The sequence below is a fragment of the Streptomyces sp. CoH27 genome (assembly GCF_020181035.1).
GTDB classification, from domain to species: domain Bacteria; phylum Actinomycetota; class Actinomycetes; order Streptomycetales; family Streptomycetaceae; genus Streptomyces; species Streptomyces camelliae.
Window position 1 is genome coordinate 83,093 of the sequence record NZ_JAIQYY010000022.1, and the last position, 17,501, is coordinate 100,593.

Sequence of the window (17,501 nt, forward strand, 5' to 3'; positions counted from 1 at the left end):
AGGCGGTTGGGACGGACGGCGCGTAGGGCTGCGAAGGCGTCACCCGCCTCGTCGCCTCCGGCGGCAACACCTCGGTCACCGCCGGCGGGCACGCCCTCGTGGCACCAGGGCCAGCAAAGTGCCGCGGCCGGCCGAGCTCCGCCGGTACGAGACGTCTGCCGACTGGAACTCCCAGCCCCCGCGAGCGAGCCCGCCGCAGCCGCTTGTCATGCCGGTGCGCGAGTCACAGCGCCGTGAAGGTCCACAGCAGGTTGGTGCTGCTTCCGTACGTCCACTGCTTGGTGACGGAGCCCGAGGCGACGTTGCCGCCGCCGTCGAGGACGAGGCCGGTGGTGCGGTTGGCGATCGTGTGGCGGCCGTCGCCTCGGTGGATGATCGTCCACTGCTGGTTCGTACCGCCGTTCCATGGCGCCTGCCTGGCCGCTGAACCGTCGGCGGTGGCTCCCCAGCCGTCGGCGACCATGCCGTTGGTGCGGTTCACCAGCTTGTAGTAGCCGCCGCCTACCTCGACCGCCTGCCACTGGAGGTTGGAACTGCCGTCCCAGGTCCACTGTTTGAGGTTGGACCCGGAGGCCACGTTGCCGCCGCCGTCCAGGGCCAGACCGTCGGTGACGTTGGTGATACGGAGGTACGTCGACGGATTGAGCTGGACCTTCAACGAGGTGACCTGGTCGTTGTTGCCCGTGACCCTGAGGTCGGGGTTGTCGGCGGTGAAGGTCCATGAGGTGCCGGAGAAGTTGTCTCCCGAGTATCCGATCACCTGGAAGCCGGAAGCCAGGCGCAGGGACGAGAGGCTGAGGGGGCCGAGGCCGGCGAGCGTCAGCTGGTCCGCGGTGTAGTCGCCGACAGGGAGCACGGCGGTCGCGCCCGAGTAGTTGATGTCCCCGAAGACCACGGCGCCGGAGAGGGGCCGCAGGCTGGGGATCTGCCCGGGAAAGGAGAGCTTCAGAACGTACGCGTTGGCGCTGAACGGCGCCGACGACGGCAGGGTCACCTTCAGTCCGGAGGCGTCCTGCGCAGGCGTGGCGAGCCTGATGTAGGTGCCGGCTGTCGAGTCGAGCAGCTCGACCGAGGTCAGCGAGGAGAGATCGATCCGGTCGGAGCTGAGAGTCTTGATCGTCAGCGAACTGCCGGGCCAGCCCAGGACGGTCGCGTACAGGACGTTGCCTGCCTTGTTCCGGGTGAAGCGGATGTCCTGTGCGGTGCCGGCCGTCGGAGTGGTGAAGGAGCCGCCACCCATTTTCGTCGGGCCTTCGCCGTACGCCGTCCAGGGCCGGGTCGCGTAGACCGACTCGCCGAAGCGCTTCAGGTAGTCGCCGATGCCGAGCAGGACGTCCTTCTGTCCCTGCGGGATCGTGCCGTCGGCCATCGGCGCGATGTTCAGCAGCATGTTGCCGTTCTTGCTGACCCGGTCGATGAGTGAGTGCAGCATCTGCTGGGTGCTGTAGTAGCCGATGCCCTGCGTGTAGCACCAGCTGGAGCTGGAGATGCTGTCATCGGTCAGCCAGTACGGCGCGGTCAGGTCGGCCGGGCCGCCGCGCTCGTAGTCGAAGACCTCGCCCTTGCTGTCGAGGCCGTCCTTGTAGGTGGCGACGACCTCGCGGCCCCAGGCGTTGGCCTGGTTGTAATAGTACGACAGGAAGTTCAGGCGCTGTGTCTCGTCGACCGCGTCCAGCTTGAAGTCCTGCCAGAGGATGTCCGGTTGGGCGAGGTCGATGACCTCCTTCAGTTTGTCGTACCAGAGCTGGTTCTCCTGCGCCCTGCTCAACTGCCCGTAGAGCTTCTCCAGGCTCGGGTCCGACTGGGCGGGGACGTGGTCGTAGTAGCCGTTGAAGTTGTACGCGTGGTGCATGGCGACCAGCAGCCTGAGCCCCTTGGCCCGGATCGCCGTGGTGAACAGTTGCAGGAGGTTGAGCTTCGGGCCCTTGGCGACCGAGTTCCACTCGTTGACCTGGCTGTTCCACATGGAGAAGCCATCGTGGTGTTCGGCTACCGGTCCGGCGAATCGCGCGCCCGCGTCGACGAACAGCTGCGCCCACGCGTCGGGGTCGAAGTTGCCGCCCGCCGACTTGAGCGTCGGCGCGAACTGCACGGTGTTCCCGGCCAGGTCCTTCGCCCCGTTGATGAAGTTGTGGTACGGCCACACGGACGGGTCGCCGTAGGTCGCGATGTGGTGCTGGTTGGCCGCGCTGCCGGCTATGTACATGTTGCGCGGGTACCACTCGCTGTCGTAGGCGGGAACGCTGAAGACGCCCCAGTGGAAGTAGATGCCGAACTTGGCGTCCTGGAACCACTCGGGGGCGGGCGGGTGCTGGTCGACCGAGGGCCACGCCGGTGTGTAGGTACTTGGTGCCGCCTGTGCGACGCCGGCCCCGAGGCCGCCGCCGGCGACGGCTGCCGCCGCGACACCTGTGGCGGCGGCCAGGAGCTGGCGTCTGTTGAACGAGCTCGACATGAGGACATCCCTGATGTGGGGGACAAGGGGGGCACACGACACCCACGGCTCTGGAGCGCCGGAGGTTACGCACGAAGTTCGACCATGTGACGCACTGATGTCAACAGGCGTGCAGGGATGAAAGCACCCCTCTGACGTGTTGATTTGTCGCATATAGGCACTATCACCCCCACTATCGGATGCTAGACATGGAATGTCTTGGGGGTGTGCGGCGGGGGTGCCGCCACACGGGGAGTCCGCAGGCAAGCCGTCGGCGCATCACGAATACGCATCATTGATGGGATTGATTTAGCTCTCGGCCCGCGCCTGCGAGCTCCGAACGCCTCTCGTTTCCAGTGTTTTGACCCGACACCTAGACAGCCCCCTCGGTCGCCGCCTATACATACATCCCATGTCTTCGATGTGGCGGCACACCGCTGTCACCCAGCACACCAACTCCCGCTCCGGGACAAGCGCGAGGAAGTACTGATGAGACTCAGAGCTGCTCTCTGTTCCACCGCCTCAGCCCTGACCGCCCTGGCGCTGCTCAGCGCCTGCAGCGGCTCGGGCACCGCCTCGTCGAGCAGTTCCCCGCTGGTCGGCGTCGACTACCCCCGCTCCGACACCGACTTCTGGAACTCGTACATCAAGTACACGCCCAAGTACGCCGGACAGCTGAGCCTGTCGCTGAAGACGACGAACTCGCAGAACGACGTCGCCAAACTGACCGCCAACGCGCAGACGTTCATCAGCCAGGGTGTGAAGGGCATCGCGATGGCGCCCCAGGACACTGCCGCCATCGCGCCGACGCTGGCGCAGCTGGAGGCGAAGAAGATCCCCGTCGTCACCATCGACACCCGCCCCGACAGCGGCAAGGTGTTCATGGTGGTGCGGGCCGACAACCGCGCCTACGGCGAGAAGGCCTGCCAGTTCCTCGGCACGAAGCTGAACGGCAAGGGCAAGGTCGTCATGCTGGAGGGCGGCCTCGACTCGATCAACGGCCGTGACCGCACCGAGGCGTTCAACGACTGCATGAAGAAGAACTACCCCGGCATCAAGGTGCTCGGTGAGGCCACCAACTGGGACGGCGCGGTGGCCGCGCAGAAGCTGCAGACCGACCTGACCGCCAACCCGGACATCAAGGGCGTCTACATGGAGTCCAGCTTCGCCCTGTCCGGCACGCTCCAGGTACTCAAGCAGAAGGGCCTGCTGGTCGGCCCGAAGGACGAGAAGCACGTCTTCATCGTGTCCAATGACGGCATCCCCGAGGAGCTCAAGGACATCGCGGCCGGCAACATCGACGCCACCGTCTCCCAGCCGGCCGACCTGTACGCCAAGTACGCCCTGTACTACCTGAAGGCAGCGATCGACGGGAAGACGTTCAAGCCCGGCAAGACCGACCACAACAGCACCATCATCCAGGTCCGCGAGGGTCTGCTGGAGGACCAGCTCTCCGCCCCCCTGGTCACCGCCGATGGCGGCACCTATGGCGGCGTGTCCAGCGTCAAGAGCACCGACAGCTCCCTGTGGGGCAACAGCCTCGGCTGACCTGCCCTGTCAGTCACCCAACGGCTAACGAATACAAGGCGGTTGTGATGAGCGACGGGGAGCGAGCAGTCAGCCCCGCGCCCGCCCCGGCGGACGACGGACGATCCCAGGTGGGCCCGCCCGTCGTCGAGGCGACGGGCATAGTCAAACGATTCGGTCCGACGGTGGCCCTCAACGGCGCCCGGATCACCATCAGGCCCGGCGAGACCCACGCGCTCGTCGGCCGCAACGGTGCCGGCAAGTCGACGCTCGTGTCGGTCCTCACCGGCCTGCAGGCCCCCGACGAGGGAACGGTCACCTTCGGCGGCAGCCCCGCACCGCGACTCGCGGACCGCGACGCCTGGCGCGAGCGCGTGGCCTGCGTCTACCAGAAGTCGACGATCATCCCCACCCTGACCGTCGCCGAGAACCTCTTCCTGAACCGGCATGACCACGGCCGCAGCCGGCTCATCAGCTGGCAGACTCTGCGCCGGCGGGCGCAGGAGCTGCTGACGACGTGGTCGGTGGACGTCGACCCGCAGACCTCGGCCGGTGAGCTGAGCGTGGAGCAGCGGCAGTTCGTGGAGATCGCCCGGGCGCTGTCCTTCGGAGCCCGGTTCATCATCCTCGACGAGCCGACCGCCCAGCTCGACGGTGCGGCCATCAACCGGCTCTTCGACCGCATCCGCGACCTGCAGCGCCAGGGCGTGACCTTCCTGTTCATCAGCCACCACCTCCAGGAGGTCTACGACATCTGCGACATGGTGACGGTGTTCCGCGACGCCCGGCACATCGTGACCGCGCCGGTCGCGGAGCTTGCCCGCACCGAACTGGTCGCCGCGATGACCGGCGAGGCGGCGGCCGACCGGCTGCAGGTGCGGTCGAGCACCCTGGACCGCGCCGCCACGCCCGCGCTGTCCGTGCAGGCGCTGGGCAGTGACGGCGCTTACGGTGATGTGACCTTCCAGGTGGGCGCCGGGGAGATCGTCGGACTCGCGGGTGCCGCCGGCAGTGGTCGTACCGAGGTCGCCGAGACCGTCGTAGGACTGCGGGCGGCCCATGCGGGCGAGGTGGAGATCGCCGGGCGGCGACCCCGGCCGGGCAGCGTGCCCGCCGCGCTCGCCGCGGGCGCCGGGTTCGTCCCCCAGGACCGGCACCACCAAGGCTTCGTGCCCGACATGTCGATCGCGGACAACGCCACGCTGTCCGTTCCTCACCGGCTGGGCAGGAACGGCTTCCTCAGCCGTGACCGGCGGGACCGGCTCGCCGGCAACATGATCGAGAAGCTGGCGATCAAGACGCCGGGACCTGAACTGCCCGTCTCCGCACTCTCGGGCGGCAACCAGCAGAAGGTCGTCATGGCCCGCGCCCTGGCGGACGACCCGCGCCTGCTGGTGCTGATCAACCCGACCGCGGGTGTGGACGTGCGCTCCAAGGAGTTCCTCCTCGGCAAGGTCGAGGAAACCGCCGAGTCCGGCACCGGAGTGCTCATCGCCTCCGACGAACTCGACGACCTGCGCATGTGCGACCGGGTCCTGGTGATGTTCCAGGGCCGGGTGACCTCGGAGATGGCCCGCGGCTGGCACGACCACGAACTCGTGGCCGCGATGGAAGGAGTGGACTTGAATGCCTGAAGTAATGCCTGAAACCGTCCTCGCGGACGCAGCCGCCGAGGCCGCGGAACCCAAGCCGAGGCGCACCGCGCTGCTCGGTGGCCGGATTCCCCTGGCCCGCCTGCGCGACCTCGCCCTCGTCCCCGCGATCGTCGTCATCGCGATCGTCGGCCAGATCGTCAACCCGGTCTTCCTGCAGCCCGACAACCTCATCAACGTCCTGCAGACCATGTCCGAGATGGCCCTGCTGGTCCTCGCCCAGACGATGATCCTGATCGTCAAGAAGATGGACCTGTCGCTGGAGTCCACCATGGGCCTCGCGCCCGGCGTCGCGGCCTGGCTCGTCGTCCCGGCCGGCGCCGGACACGGACTCGGCCTGCTCCCGGGTGCCTGGTCGATCCCCCTCACCCTCGCCGTGGGCGCACTCGTCGGAGTGATCAACGCCCTGCTGATCATCCGCTTCGGCCTCAACGGCTTCATCGTCACCCTCGGCATGCTCATCGTCCTGCGCGGCATCCTCACCGGCATCTCCGGCGGCCAGACCTTCTTCCAGCTGCCGCAGTCGATGCTCTACATCGGCACCGCCGAATGGTTCGGCATGCCCGCCTCCATCTGGATCTGCCTGGTCCTGTTCGCGATCGCGATCGTGGTGCTCGGCTGGACCGGCTTCGGCCGCTCCCTGTACGCCATCGGCGGCAACGTCGACGCGGCGAAGGCGGCCGGTATCCGTACCGACCGGGTGCTGTGGACCGTGATCGTCACCGGCAGCGTGCTCGCCGCCCTCGCCGGCCTGATGCTGTCCGGACGCCTGGCCTCGGTCGCCTCCGCACAGGGCAACGGCTACATCTTCACCGTCTTCGCCGCCGCCGTCATCGGCGGGATCAGCCTCAACGGCGGCAAGGGCACCATGTTCGGCGCGTTCTGCGGCATCCTGCTGCTCTTCATGATCCAGAACGTGCTCACGCTGGGGGGCGTCCCCGCTCAGTGGATCGGCGCCCTCAACGGACTGATCATCCTGGTCGCCCTCGCGATCTCCCGCATCACCGGCGGCAAGGTCCAGGAGTGACCCGGGCGGCCCCACCGGCCGCCCGACCTCCGCCGCGTTCACGTCTCGTCGCGAGGGGACCGATTCCCCTTGCCCCTCACAGGAGTTGCCGCCATGTCCTCCACCGTGCCCTCATCCGCCCGCATCACCGCCCTGGACGTCCTGGACGTGCGGTTCCCCACCTCCGAACACCTCGACGGCTCGGACGCCATGAACCCCGAGCCCGACTACTCGGCCGCCTACGTCATCCTGCGCACCGACGCCGGCGACGGGCTGGAGGGCCACGCCCTGGCCTTCACCACCGGACGCGGCAACGACGTGCAGGCCGCCGCCATCGCGGCCCTCGCCCCGCATGTGGTCGGCCTGCCGGTGGAGGAGGTCTGCGATGATCTCGGCGCGTTCTCCCGCTCCCTCGTGCACGATCCCCAACTGCGCTGGCTGGGACCGGAGAAGGGCGCCATCCACATGGCCACCGGCGCGGTGGTCAACGCCGCCTGGGACCTCGCGGCCAAGCGCGCGGGCAAGCCGGTGTGGCGCTTCCTCGGGGACATGTCGCCCGAGGACCTGGTCGCGCAGGTCGACTTCCGCTGGCTCAGCGACGCCCTCACCCCCGCGGAGGCCCTGGACATCCTGCGCCGTGCCGAGCCGGGCCGCGAGGAGAGGATCGCGCGGCTTCTGGAGCGCGGTTACCCGGCCTACACCACCACGCCCGGATGGCTCGGCTACTCCGACGAGAAGCTGGCCCGCCTGGCCCGCGAGGCCGTCGCCGACGGCTTCACCCAGATCAAGCTGAAGGTCGGCGCGTCGCTGGAGGACGACGTACGGCGCATGCGCACCGCCCGGGAGACGGTCGGCGACGGCATCCGCATCGCCGTGGACGCCAACCAGAGATGGGATGTCGCCCCCGCGATCGACTGGATGCGCGCCCTCGCCCCCTACGACCCGTACTGGATCGAGGAGCCCACCTCGCCCGACGACATCCTCGGCCACGCGGCCGTCCGCAAGGCGCTCAGTCCCATCAAGGTCGCCACCGGCGAGCACATCGCCAACCGGGTTGTCTTCAAGCAGCTCCTGCAGGCGGGCGCGGTGGACATCGTGCAGATCGACTCCGCGCGGGTCGGCGGCGTCAACGAGAACATCGCGATCCTCTTGCTCGCCGCCAAGTTCGGGGTGCCGGTCTGCCCGCACGCCGGCGGTGTGGGGCTGTGCGAGATGGTCCAGCACCTGTCGATGTTCGACTACGTCGCCGTCTCCGGCACCGTCGAGGACCGGGTCATCGAGTACGTCGACCACCTGCACGAGCACTTCGTCGCCCCCGTCCGCATCATCGACGGCCACTATCTCGCGCCGACCCTGCCCGGGCTGAGCGCGCAGATGCTGCCGGACTCGCTCAAGGAGTACGCGTACCCCGACGGCCCCGTCTGGACGGCCCGTGTCTGACGCCCAGGTTCTCGTCGACGCCCACCATCACGTCTGGAACCTTGACGTCCGGCCGCAGCCCTGGCTGGACGAACCCGGCCACGAGCCGCTCCGCCGCAACTTCAGTTCGCACGCCCTGCGCTCGGCCGCGACCCGGCCGATCGCCGGACGACGGCTGACGAGCACGGTGGTCGTCCAGTGCATCACATCCGTTCCCGAGACACGTGACCTCCTCGCCCTGGCCGACAGCGACCCGCTGATCGGCGCCGTCGTCGGCTGGGCGGACCTGGCGTCCCCCGCGATCGGCGACGTCCTCGACGACCTGCGGACAGGGTCAGCTGGCCGGTACCTGCGGGCCGTACGGCACATCGTGCAGGGCGAGTCCGACCCACACTGGCTCCAACGCCCGGACGTCGAGCGGGGACTGCGGGCGGTGGGCGAACGGGGCCTCGGGTACGACCTGCTCATCCGCAGCCACCAGTTCCCCCAGGCGGTCCGCCTGGCCGAACGCCTCCCCGACCTCCCCCTGGTCCTCGATCACGCCGGAAAGCCACCCATCGCCCGGCAGGACCTGGCCGACTGGGAGCGGGGCGTGCGGCGGCTGGCCGCGCATCCCCAGGTGCGGTGCAAGGTGTCGGGCCTGGTCACCGAGGCCGACCACGAGAAGTGGACCGTCGACGACATCCGGCCGGTGTGGGAGGTCCTGCTGGCGGCCTTCGGCCCCGACCGGCTGATGTTCGGCTCGGACTGGCCGGTCTGCGTCCTCGCCGGCGGCTGGGACCGGTGGGCCGCCACCGTCGGGGAACTCCTGGCCGGCTGCTCCGCCGCCGAGACCGAGGCGGTCCTCGCCGGTACCGCCAGCACGTTCTACCGCCTCGACCCCACTCGAAGGAAGGAGGGCACTCCATGCTGCTGACCGAACTCCTGCATCCGGGCATTCTCGAAGCCCTGGCGGGCGCCGGGCACGGAGCCCGCGTCCTGCTCGCCGACGGCCACTATCCGGCGAGTACGGCCACCGGCCCGCGAACCAGGACCGTCCACCTCAACCTGGCCCCGGGTCTGCTGGATGTCACCACCGTGCTCGACGTCCTGCTGCGGGCTCTGCCCGTCGAGTCGGCGCACGTGATGGTGCCGCCCGAGGGCGAGCCGGAGCCGGCGGCCATCGCCGAGTACCGCTCGATGCTGGCGCCCGTCCCCGTCGAGACGCTCGGCCGCTTCGAGTTCTACGACGCCGCCCGCTCACCCGACCTGGCCCTCGCCGTCGTCACCGCCGACATCCGCACCTACGCCAACCTGCTGCTCACCATCGGCGTCCGCGCTGAAGGGACCCTGAGAACACGATGACACTCGCAGTCCGCTACCTCGCCGCCCGCACCCTGGACACCGCCCCCGCCGAGAATCCGCCCCCCGGCCCCGGCCAGGTGGAGATCGCCCCCGCCTACGTCGGTATCTGCGGCACCGACCTGCACATCTTCCACGGCGACATGGACGCCCGGGTCGCCGTGCCCGCCGTCCTCGGGCACGAGATGTCCGGCCGGATCGTGCGGGTGGGTGCAGGAGTGGAGGGCTGGTCGCCCGGGGACGCGGTCACCGTGATGCCGCTGCGCTGGGACGACACCTGCCCGGCCTGCCAGGCGGGGCATCAGCACATCTGCCAGCACCTGGACTTCATCGGCATCGACTCCCCGGGCGCGATGCAGCAGCGCTGGACAGTGCCCGCCACGACCCTGGTACGGCTGCCCGGCTCCCTCCCCCTGGACCACGCCGCTCTCGTGGAGCCCACCGCGGTCGCGGTGCACGACGTCGGCCGGGCCCAGGTCCGCGACGGCGAGAAGGCCGTCGTGGTCGGCGGTGGCCCCGTCGGCATCCTCATCGCCCTGGTCGCCCGGGCGGCCGGAGCCGACGTCCGGGTGGTCGAGCCGAGCCCTCACCGGCGGCGGCTCGCCGAGGAGCTGGGGCTGGCCACCTGGGATCCGGGCGCCGACGACATGCCCGAGCTGGTCCGGCAGTGGACCGGCGACGCCGGTGCGGACGTAGCCTTCGAAGTCTCCGGCGCACAAGGCGGAGTGGACACCGCCGTCGAGGTTCTCCGCGTGCGCGGCCGGTTGTGCCTGGTAGCCATCCACGCCCGCCCGCGCGAGGTGAACCTCCACCGCTTCTTCTGGCGTGAACTCACGCTCGTGGGCGCCCGGTTGTACGACCATGCCGACTTCGAGCGGGCGGTGACCCTGGTGGCCGACGGCACCGTTCCGGCCGAGCGGATGATCAGCAAGGTCGTGCCGCTCACCGAGGCACCCGCGGCCTTCGAGGCCCTGGAGGGCGGCGGCGACGTGATGAAGATCCTCGTGGAGTGCACCGACGACGCCCAGGGAGCCGTCCTGTGAACGCCTTCGACCTGACCGGCAGGCTCGCCGTCGTCACCGGTGCCCGCCGTGGCATCGGCCGGGCCATGGCCCGTGCGCTCGCCGGGGCCGGTGCGGACGTCATCGGCGTCAGCGCCTCACTGGAGGAGGCCGGCAGCGATGTGGAGAAGGACGTGCTGGCCACGGGCCGTGCCTTCGAGGCGATCCGCACCGACTTCGCCGACCCCGCGGCCGTACGGGCCCTGGGCGAGGACCTCGCCGGGCGCGAGCGGCCGGTGGACATCCTGGTCAACAACGCGGGCACGATCCGCCGCGCCCCGGCCGCCGAACACCCCGATGACGACTGGGAGTTGGTCCTCCAGGTCAATCTCAACGCCCAGTTCGCCCTGTCCCGCGCGGTGGGCGCGGCGATGGTGGCGCGCGGCCACGGGAAGATCATCTTCACGGCGTCGCTGCTGAGCTTCCAGGGCGGCATCACCGTCCCCGGCTACACCGTCGCCAAGCACGGCATCGCCGGACTGACCAAGGCCCTGGCCAACGAGTGGGCGCCGCACGGCGTCAACGTCAACGCCATCGCGCCCGGCTACATCGCCACCGACAACACCCAGGCCCTGCAGGACGACCCCGTCCGCAGCAAGGCGATCCTGGACCGCATCCCGGCCGCACGCTGGGGCAGCGCCGACGACCTCGCGGGCGCCACGGTGTTCCTCGCCTCGGACGCCGCCGCCTACGTCCACGGCACCGTCCTGCCCGTCGACGGCGGATGGCTCGGCCGATGAGTGACACCGACCTGGCCTCCGTGCTGGACGGCGCCCGCGTCATGCCGGTGCTGACCGTGCCCTCCGCCGCGACCGCCGGCCCGCTGGCCGACGCGCTCGCGGCGGCCGGCGCCCGGTGCGCCGAGGTCACCCTCCGCACCCCCGACGCCGAGCAGGTGCTCAAGACGATGGCCGCCCACGGCGGGCTGACCGTCGGCGCCGGTACGGTCCTCACGCCCGAGCAGGTGGACCGTGCCGTGGCGGCCGGGGCCCGTTTCGTCGTCTCGCCCGGCTTCGACGAGGCGGTTGTCGCCAAGTGCCGCGAGCTGCGGGTGCCGGTGGTGCCCGGCATCGCCTCCGCCACCGAGCTGATGCGCGCCCTGCGGGCCGGCCTCGACACTGTCAAGCTCTTCCCCGCCGAACCACTCGGCGGCGTCCCGATGCTGCGCGCCCTCGCGGCACCCTTCCCCCAGGCACGGTTCGTGCCGACCGGCGGCATCGACGCACCGCGCCTGGCCACCTACCTCACCCACCCGGCGGTCCTCGCCGTCGGCGGCAGCTGGATGGCCACCCCCGCCCACCTGGAGCGCGGCGACTACGAGGAGATCCGCCGGCTGACCGCCGAGGCCGTGGAAAGGAGCACGCAGTGATCGACGCGGTGGCCCTCGGCGAGGTGATGCTCCGCTTCGACCCGGGCGAGGGCAGGATCCACACCGCCCGCACCTTCCAGGTCTGGGAGGGCGGCGGCGAGTACAACGTCGTCCGCGGACTGCGTCGCTGCTTCGGCCTGCGGACCGCCGTGGTGACCGCCCTGGCCGACAACCAGGTGGGGCGGCTGGTCGAGGACCTGATCCTCCAGGGCGGTGTCGCCACCTCCATGATCCGCTGGGTGCCCGCGGACGGCATCGGCCGTGGGGCGCGCAACGGCCTGAACTTCGTCGAGCGCGGCTTCGGCATCCGGGGCGCGCTGGGCGTCAGCGACCGCGCGGGCACAGCCGTCTCACAGCTGCGCAAGAGGGATGTCGACTGGGACGAGGTCTTCTCCTCGGGCCCGCGCTGGTTCCACACCGGCGGCATCTTCGCCGGTCTGTCGGACACCACCGTGGACGTCGCGGACGAGGCCATGGCGGCCGCGCGGCGGCACGGTGTGACGGTCTCCTACGACCCCAACTACCGCCCCAGTCTCTGGGCCGGCCGGGGCGGCGCGGACCGGGCGCGCGAGGTCGACCTGCGGCTCGCCCGCCACGCCGACGTCGTCGTGGGCGCCCTGGGCCTGGCCGGACCGTACCCAGGAGCGCTGCGGGTAGAGGCGGACGAGGTGCCGGACGCGCTCGCAGAGGTCGCGGGACGCCTGCCCCAGGCCGAGGTGCTGGCGACGACCGTGCGCACGGTGCCCTCGGCCGGGGTGAACGACTGGTCCTCGGCCGCCTGGTCGGCCCGGACCGGCTGCGTGCGTGGCCCCGAGATGCCCGGCCTGCACGTCCTGGACCGCATCGGCTCCGGCGACGCGTTCGCGGCCGGACTGATCTACGGACTGCTGACGGGCGACGGCGGGGAGGGCGGCCCGGCGGCCGGCGTCAGGCCTGCGGCGCACCTCGATGCCGCCTGCCTGCACCGCGCTCTGGCCTACGGCACCGTCCATGGTGCACTGGCCATGACCACGCCCGGCGACGTCTCCATGGCCTCACTCGCCGAGGTCGAGGCGCTCATGGCAGGTGGCTCGGCCGCCGTCAGACGATGACCGGCCCTCGGCCGCCGTACCGAACCGCACCACCAGAGGAGCACAGTTGACACATCGGACCATGGGACACCGGAAGATCACGAACACCCTCGTCGAGCTCACGGAACTCGGCTTCGGGGCCTCCGTGATCGGCAATCTCTACCGTGTCACCCCTCCTCACGACGCGCAGGCCGCGATCGAGGCGGCCTGGGAGGCCGGCATCCGGTACTTCGACACGGCACCGCACTACGGGCTCGGTCTCTCCGAGCGACGCCTGGGAGCCGCCCTGCGGGACCGTCCACGCGACGCGTACGTCGTCTCCTCCAAGGTCGGCCGCCTGCTCGTCCCCAACGAGCAGCCGAGCGGCAGCGACACCGAGGGCTTCGTGGTGCCGGACGACCTGCGCAGGCAGTGGGACTTCAGCCGTGACGGAGTGCTCCGCTCCATCGAGGCGACCTTGGAACGCACCGGCCTGGACCGCCTGGACGTCGTCTACCTGCACGACCCCGACGACCACTGGAGACAGGCCGCCGAGGAGGCCATGCCGGCCCTCGCGGACCTCCGCGACCAGGGGGTGATCGGCGCGATCGGCGCCGGTATGAACCAGTCGGCCATGCTGGCCCGCTTCCTGCGCGAGACCGCAGCCGACCTAGTCATGCTGGCCGGGCGCTACACACTCCTCGACCAGTCGGCTCTGGACGACGTCCTGCCCGCCGCGCGGGAACTCGGCAAGAGCGTCGTGGCGGTGGGCGTCTTCAACTCGGGGCTGCTCTCCAGCGACCGCCCCGCCGAGGGCATGAAGTACGACTACCAGGACGCCCCGCCTGCCCTGGTAGCCCGCGCCCGGGCGATCGCCGACGTCTGCGCGGCGCACGGCACGACCCTGCCCGCCGCCGCGATCGCCTTCCCGCGCACCCATCCCAGTATCATCAACATCACCCTCGGTATGCGGAATGCGGAGCAGGTTGCACGAAACGTGGAACTCCACGATCGGCGGATCCCTGAAGATCTCTGGGACGATCTCCGTGCCCGAGGACTGATCAGGTCGGACGTGCCCACGGCGAACGATCCCGGAAGGAGTTCGCAGTGTCTCTGACGGACAAGGCCATAGCACAGATCCGCGAGCTGATCCGCACGGGTGCGTTGCCTCCGGGTTCCAAGCTGCCGCCGGAACCGGACCTGGCAGCCCAGCTGGGTCTGTCCCGCAACTTGGCCCGTGAGGCGGTCAAGGCGCTGGCCGTCGCGCGGGTCCTGGAGGTCCGGCGGGGTGACGGCACGTACGTGACCAGCTTGCAGCCGAGCCTGCTCCTGGAGGGGCTCGGCGGAGCGGTGGAACTGCTGCAGGGCGACTCCGCCGCCCTGCAGGACCTCATGGAGGTGCGGCGTCTCCTCGAACCGGCCGCCACCGCCCTGGCCGCCACCCGGATCTCCGACGAGCAGCTTGCCGAGGTCAAGCGGCACCTGGACGCCATGCGCGAGGCCCGCGACGACGTCGAGCAGCTCAACATCCACGACGCCGCCTACCACCGCGCCGTCATCACGGCCACGGGCAACGAGACCCTGCTCACCCTCCTTGAGGGCATCTCCGGCCGCACTCTGCGCGCCCGCATCTGGCGCGGCCTGGTCGACACCCAGGCCGCGGGCCGGACCCTCGCCGAGCACGAGGCGATCTTCCACGCCCTGTCAACCCGCGACGCCTCCCTCAGCCAGGCCGCCGCACTGCTGCACGTGAGCAACACCGAGCAGTGGCTCAGAGAACACCTGCGCTCCGGCCAGGCCCCGCCCCTCCGGTAGACGTCGATGTCGCGCGGGCAGGCCCGTGGACCTTACGACGGTGTGGCAGCCCCCGGTCCGTCCGGCGCCTGAGCTTTCGCGCACCGGCTCCACCTGCCCACGGTGCGGTGCCCTTGCCGAGTTGGACGCGGTTGTCCGTTGGTGACGACCAGCCAGAAGCGGCGGCCCTCACTTTCTCGGTCGAGGGACGCATTGTCGTTCAGGCTCCAGCCGGTCAGGCGGGAACCGAACACGACGCTATCCGAACAGGCGCCGCTGGATCTCCCGCCGGTAGTCCTCAAGTGTCCTGTCGAGATGTGCCGCCGTAGCCTCGGCCGCCTCGTCGGGCCGGCCGTCGCGAATGGCCCGGTAGATCACCTCGTGCTCCACGACCGCGGACTCGGTGCCATCCCCGAACATGTCATGGATCCCGATCGCGCTGGACTGCCGCTGAAGGCGTCGCGCGTCACGCACGGCGCTGACGAGGAAGGCGTTGTGCGAGGCCGCAGCCACGGCCCCGTGGAAGTCGTCGTCCGCCTGGTTGAACTCGTCGACCTGACCGTGGACGAACCCGTGCCGGCACTGCTGCACGGCCACCTCGATGGTCCGCAGCTCGGCGGGCGTGGCCCGGGTGGCGGCCAGGCTGCTCGCGGCCATCTCCTGAACCCTGCGGAACTCGAACAGCATAAGTACATGATCGAGGTCGACGGGGCGGAAGAAGCCGCCCCAGCGGCTGGTGACGAGCATGCCCTCGTCGTCCGCGACGAACAGTCCGCGCCCCTTGTGCGCCCGGACCCGGCCGAGCGCCGAAAGAATCTTCACGGCCTCCCGAACCACGGCCCTGCTGGTGTTCAGCCTCTGAGCCAGATCGTTCTCCGTGGGCAGCCGATCACCTGCCGCCAGACGGGTCTCGGCGATGAACTCAAGAATCCGCTCCGCTACGACTTCGTAACCGGGGCGGTAGTCACGCCGCTCGTCTGAGCCGTTCACCCCTGCTGCCGCAGGGGGAGAGGCCTGCGCCGGAAAGGCGGCTTCGGTCGCGGGCGTGTCGTTCATCTGTCCTGCCTTCGGGATGACTGCTACGAGGGCGGTTGATCGCTGTGGAGCTGCGCTCATCGTATCCCAACTCCACAAATGAGTCGTACTTATTATTCGAAGATCTATAGCACAGAGTTGTATCCGCAATCTGCGCAATAAGTGATGAATGAGGGCATAATCCCGCGTCAACGTGGTCATCAGCCGTAAGTCGCCGAGAGGAAGGCTGCTCAAACCCTTGACTGATCCTTCGATAAGACGCCTAATTTCTTCCGCGATGGCAAGCGGGACGGCCGTTTGCGGTCTCGGACGCCCGACCGGTACGGCCTGGCGTCGCCCCATCCTCGCGCCACCTGCCCATCTGCTCGGGGCGCCTTCTGAAACCAGTGGAGTGGCACATGACCGTCGACAAGCCTTCGTCCGGCCCGGAGAGAGTGCCCGGCAAGAGGCGCGCGGTGTTGCTGGCCGGCTGCGCGGCCGCCACGGCGCTGACCCTGACTGCCTGCGGCGGCGGCGCCACGGGTACGACGACCAAGGACGGCTTCGCTCAGGTGCAGCAGAAGGACGGTGCGTTGACGGTCTGGGTGGACGCGACCCGTGTGGCGGCCGCGAAGCTGTACCAGAAGCTGCATCCGGACGTGAAGCTGCACATCGTTACCTACGACGGCGACGCCAACGGCTCGAACTACCTCCAGACCAAGGTGCAGCTGTTCAACCGCACCGGCATGGGCTGGCCGGACGTCGTGTTCAGCTCCCAGAACAACGAGGTGACCTGGGCGGTCGACGCGGGCTTCGCCGCTCCGCTCAACAAGGGCCTGATCCCCGCCGCGACCCTGGCCAACTTCGCCAGCGGCGCCAACGACGTCTGCACGGTGGACGGCACCGCCTACTGTCTGCGCAACGACCTCTCCCAGGCCGTGCTCTGGTACAACGCGCCGCTGTTGAAGAAGTTCGGCTACACGGTGCCCACGACGTGGGAGGAGTACCAGCAGCTCGGCGAGAAGGTGGCCAAGGAGCACCCCGGCTACCTGGTGGGCGACGCGGGCGACTCCTTCACCCCCGAGATCTACCTGTGGGCGAGCAAGTGCGGCGCCAACCATGTCACCGGCCCGAAGGCTGTGTCGGTGAACACCACCAGCGAGGCCTGCACCAAGATGGCCCAGCTCATGGACGTGCTGATCAAGAACAAGTCCATGTCCATCAGCGGGGTCTTCAGCACCGACTTCGGCAAGAACAAGGCCGACAAGGTCCTGCTCATGCCGGGTCCGGCCTGGTACGGCGGCGCGCTGTTCGAGGGCACCTTCAAGACGCCGGCCAAGCAGATCGCGGCGGCGCCCATCCCGCAGTGGAAGGGGGAGACCTCGCCGTCCACCGGTAACGTCGGCGGCGGCACCTGGCTGCTGTCCCAGCACTCCGCGCACATCAAGGCCGCCACCGACTTCCTGAAGTGGGTCACCACCGACAACGCCTACCAGGGTGAGAAGGCGCCGGGCTTCCCCGCGTACGCGCCGGCAGCCGAGACGTGGCTGAAGGGGCAGGACGCCTCCGGCTACTTCGCCGGTGACCTGAGCGCCCTCAAGGCCGCCTCCTCCCAGGTCTGGCCGGGCTGGGGTTCGGGGCAGTTCAGCCAGGAGGCGATCTGGGCCGCCACCGTCAAGCCCGGCCTGACCCAGGGCAAGAGTGTCGTCTCGATACTGCCGGCCTGGCAGGACTCCATCGTCAAGTACGCCAAGTCCAACGGATACAAGGTCTCCCAGTGACCCTCACCCACTCCCCGGCCGGCTCTGCCGCCCGGCGCCGTCGCGGCGCCGCTC

15 protein-coding genes are annotated in these 17,501 nt (G+C 69.6%); 13 read left to right on the forward strand and 2 right to left on the reverse strand.

The window, feature by feature from the left end; translation table 11 throughout:
- Positions 1-223 precede the first annotated feature (223 nt).
- On the reverse strand, positions 224-2,455 hold the full coding sequence (locus LE548_RS32810) for an alpha-L-fucosidase (protein ID WP_225100646.1): 2,232 nt from the start codon (positions 2,453-2,455) through the stop codon (positions 224-226).
- Positions 2,456-2,923: 468 nt separating this feature from the next.
- On the opposite strand from LE548_RS32810, the gene LE548_RS32815 reads away from it, so the two are divergent.
- The 12 genes from LE548_RS32815 to LE548_RS32870 all read left to right on the forward strand — a co-directional run bounded on the left by LE548_RS32815 (position 2,924) and on the right by LE548_RS32870 (position 14,673).
- Positions 2,924-3,982: a sugar ABC transporter substrate-binding protein gene (locus LE548_RS32815; RefSeq protein WP_225100647.1), complete on the forward strand. Its 1,059-nt coding sequence runs from the start codon at positions 2,924-2,926 to the stop codon at positions 3,980-3,982.
- Between the two features lie 47 nt (positions 3,983-4,029).
- Positions 4,030-5,595, forward strand: coding sequence for a sugar ABC transporter ATP-binding protein (locus LE548_RS32820; protein ID WP_225100648.1), 1,566 nt, complete (start codon positions 4,030-4,032; stop codon positions 5,593-5,595).
- Positions 5,596-5,599: 4 nt separating this feature from the next.
- Positions 5,600-6,640, forward strand: a complete 1,041-nt coding sequence (locus LE548_RS32825) for an ABC transporter permease (RefSeq protein ID WP_225100716.1) — start codon at positions 5,600-5,602, stop codon at positions 6,638-6,640.
- Between the two features lie 93 nt (positions 6,641-6,733).
- Positions 6,734-8,059 (forward strand): L-fuconate dehydratase, encoded by a 1,326-nt coding sequence (locus LE548_RS32830; protein ID WP_225100649.1) that lies wholly within the window; start codon positions 6,734-6,736, stop codon positions 8,057-8,059.
- On the forward strand, positions 8,052-8,954 hold the full coding sequence (locus tag LE548_RS32835; protein ID WP_225100650.1) for an amidohydrolase: 903 nt from the start codon (positions 8,052-8,054) through the stop codon (positions 8,952-8,954). Before LE548_RS32830 ends, LE548_RS32835 begins: the two co-directional genes overlap by 8 nt.
- On the forward strand, positions 8,945-9,382 hold the full coding sequence (locus tag LE548_RS32840) for an RbsD/FucU family protein (RefSeq protein ID WP_225100651.1): 438 nt from the start codon (positions 8,945-8,947) through the stop codon (positions 9,380-9,382). The genes LE548_RS32835 and LE548_RS32840 overlap by 10 nt, the downstream gene beginning before the upstream one ends.
- Positions 9,379-10,422, forward strand: a complete 1,044-nt coding sequence (locus LE548_RS32845) for a zinc-binding dehydrogenase (protein WP_225100652.1) — start codon at positions 9,379-9,381, stop codon at positions 10,420-10,422. Before LE548_RS32840 ends, LE548_RS32845 begins: the two co-directional genes overlap by 4 nt.
- Positions 10,419-11,180, forward strand: a complete 762-nt coding sequence (locus tag LE548_RS32850) for an SDR family oxidoreductase (protein WP_225100653.1) — start codon at positions 10,419-10,421, stop codon at positions 11,178-11,180. Before LE548_RS32845 ends, LE548_RS32850 begins: the two co-directional genes overlap by 4 nt.
- Positions 11,177-11,809, forward strand: a complete 633-nt coding sequence (locus LE548_RS32855) for a bifunctional 4-hydroxy-2-oxoglutarate aldolase/2-dehydro-3-deoxy-phosphogluconate aldolase (protein WP_225100654.1) — start codon at positions 11,177-11,179, stop codon at positions 11,807-11,809. The genes LE548_RS32850 and LE548_RS32855 overlap by 4 nt, the downstream gene beginning before the upstream one ends.
- Positions 11,806-12,900 (forward strand): sugar kinase, encoded by a 1,095-nt coding sequence (locus LE548_RS32860; protein ID WP_225100655.1) that lies wholly within the window; start codon positions 11,806-11,808, stop codon positions 12,898-12,900. The genes LE548_RS32855 and LE548_RS32860 overlap by 4 nt, the downstream gene beginning before the upstream one ends.
- A gap of 61 nt (positions 12,901-12,961) precedes the next feature.
- Complete coding sequence (locus LE548_RS32865; RefSeq protein WP_225100656.1) at positions 12,962-13,975, forward strand: aldo/keto reductase; 1,014 nt, start codon at positions 12,962-12,964, stop codon at positions 13,973-13,975.
- Positions 13,966-14,673, forward strand: coding sequence for a FadR/GntR family transcriptional regulator (locus LE548_RS32870; protein WP_225100657.1), 708 nt, complete (start codon positions 13,966-13,968; stop codon positions 14,671-14,673). Before LE548_RS32865 ends, LE548_RS32870 begins: the two co-directional genes overlap by 10 nt.
- Before the next feature lie 237 nt (positions 14,674-14,910).
- Here LE548_RS32870 and LE548_RS32875 read toward each other — a convergent pair whose 3' ends face one another.
- Positions 14,911-15,708, reverse strand: a complete 798-nt coding sequence (locus LE548_RS32875) for a FadR/GntR family transcriptional regulator (RefSeq protein WP_225100658.1) — start codon at positions 15,706-15,708, stop codon at positions 14,911-14,913.
- Between the two features lie 377 nt (positions 15,709-16,085).
- Between LE548_RS32875 and LE548_RS32880 the strand changes: the two genes are divergently transcribed.
- A complete protein-coding gene (locus LE548_RS32880; RefSeq protein ID WP_225100659.1) occupies positions 16,086-17,447 on the forward strand; it encodes an ABC transporter substrate-binding protein in 1,362 nt (453 codons plus the stop codon).
- The last annotated feature ends 54 nt before the right edge of the window (positions 17,448-17,501 follow it).

Excerpts from the sequence above, each read along its gene's own strand:
- LE548_RS32825 (WP_225100716.1), top strand. The coding sequence starts at position 5,600 with ATGCCTGAAACCGTCCTCGCGGACGCAGCCGCCGAGGCCGCGGAACCC.
- LE548_RS32810 (WP_225100646.1), bottom strand. The coding sequence starts at position 2,455 with ATGTCGAGCTCGTTCAACAGACGCCAGCTCCTGGCCGCCGCCACAGGT.
- LE548_RS32880 (WP_225100659.1), top strand. The coding sequence starts at position 16,086 with ATGACCGTCGACAAGCCTTCGTCCGGCCCGGAGAGAGTGCCCGGCAAG.
- LE548_RS32830 (WP_225100649.1), top strand. The coding sequence starts at position 6,734 with ATGTCCTCCACCGTGCCCTCATCCGCCCGCATCACCGCCCTGGACGTC.
- LE548_RS32865 (WP_225100656.1), top strand. The coding sequence starts at position 12,962 with ATGGGACACCGGAAGATCACGAACACCCTCGTCGAGCTCACGGAACTC.
- LE548_RS32855 (WP_225100654.1), top strand. The coding sequence starts at position 11,177 with ATGAGTGACACCGACCTGGCCTCCGTGCTGGACGGCGCCCGCGTCATG.
- LE548_RS32815 (WP_225100647.1), top strand. The coding sequence starts at position 2,924 with ATGAGACTCAGAGCTGCTCTCTGTTCCACCGCCTCAGCCCTGACCGCC.
- LE548_RS32820 (WP_225100648.1), top strand. The coding sequence starts at position 4,030 with ATGAGCGACGGGGAGCGAGCAGTCAGCCCCGCGCCCGCCCCGGCGGAC.
- LE548_RS32840 (WP_225100651.1), top strand. The coding sequence starts at position 8,945 with ATGCTGCTGACCGAACTCCTGCATCCGGGCATTCTCGAAGCCCTGGCG.
- LE548_RS32845 (WP_225100652.1), top strand. The coding sequence starts at position 9,379 with ATGACACTCGCAGTCCGCTACCTCGCCGCCCGCACCCTGGACACCGCC.
- LE548_RS32875 (WP_225100658.1), bottom strand. The coding sequence starts at position 15,708 with ATGAACGACACGCCCGCGACCGAAGCCGCCTTTCCGGCGCAGGCCTCT.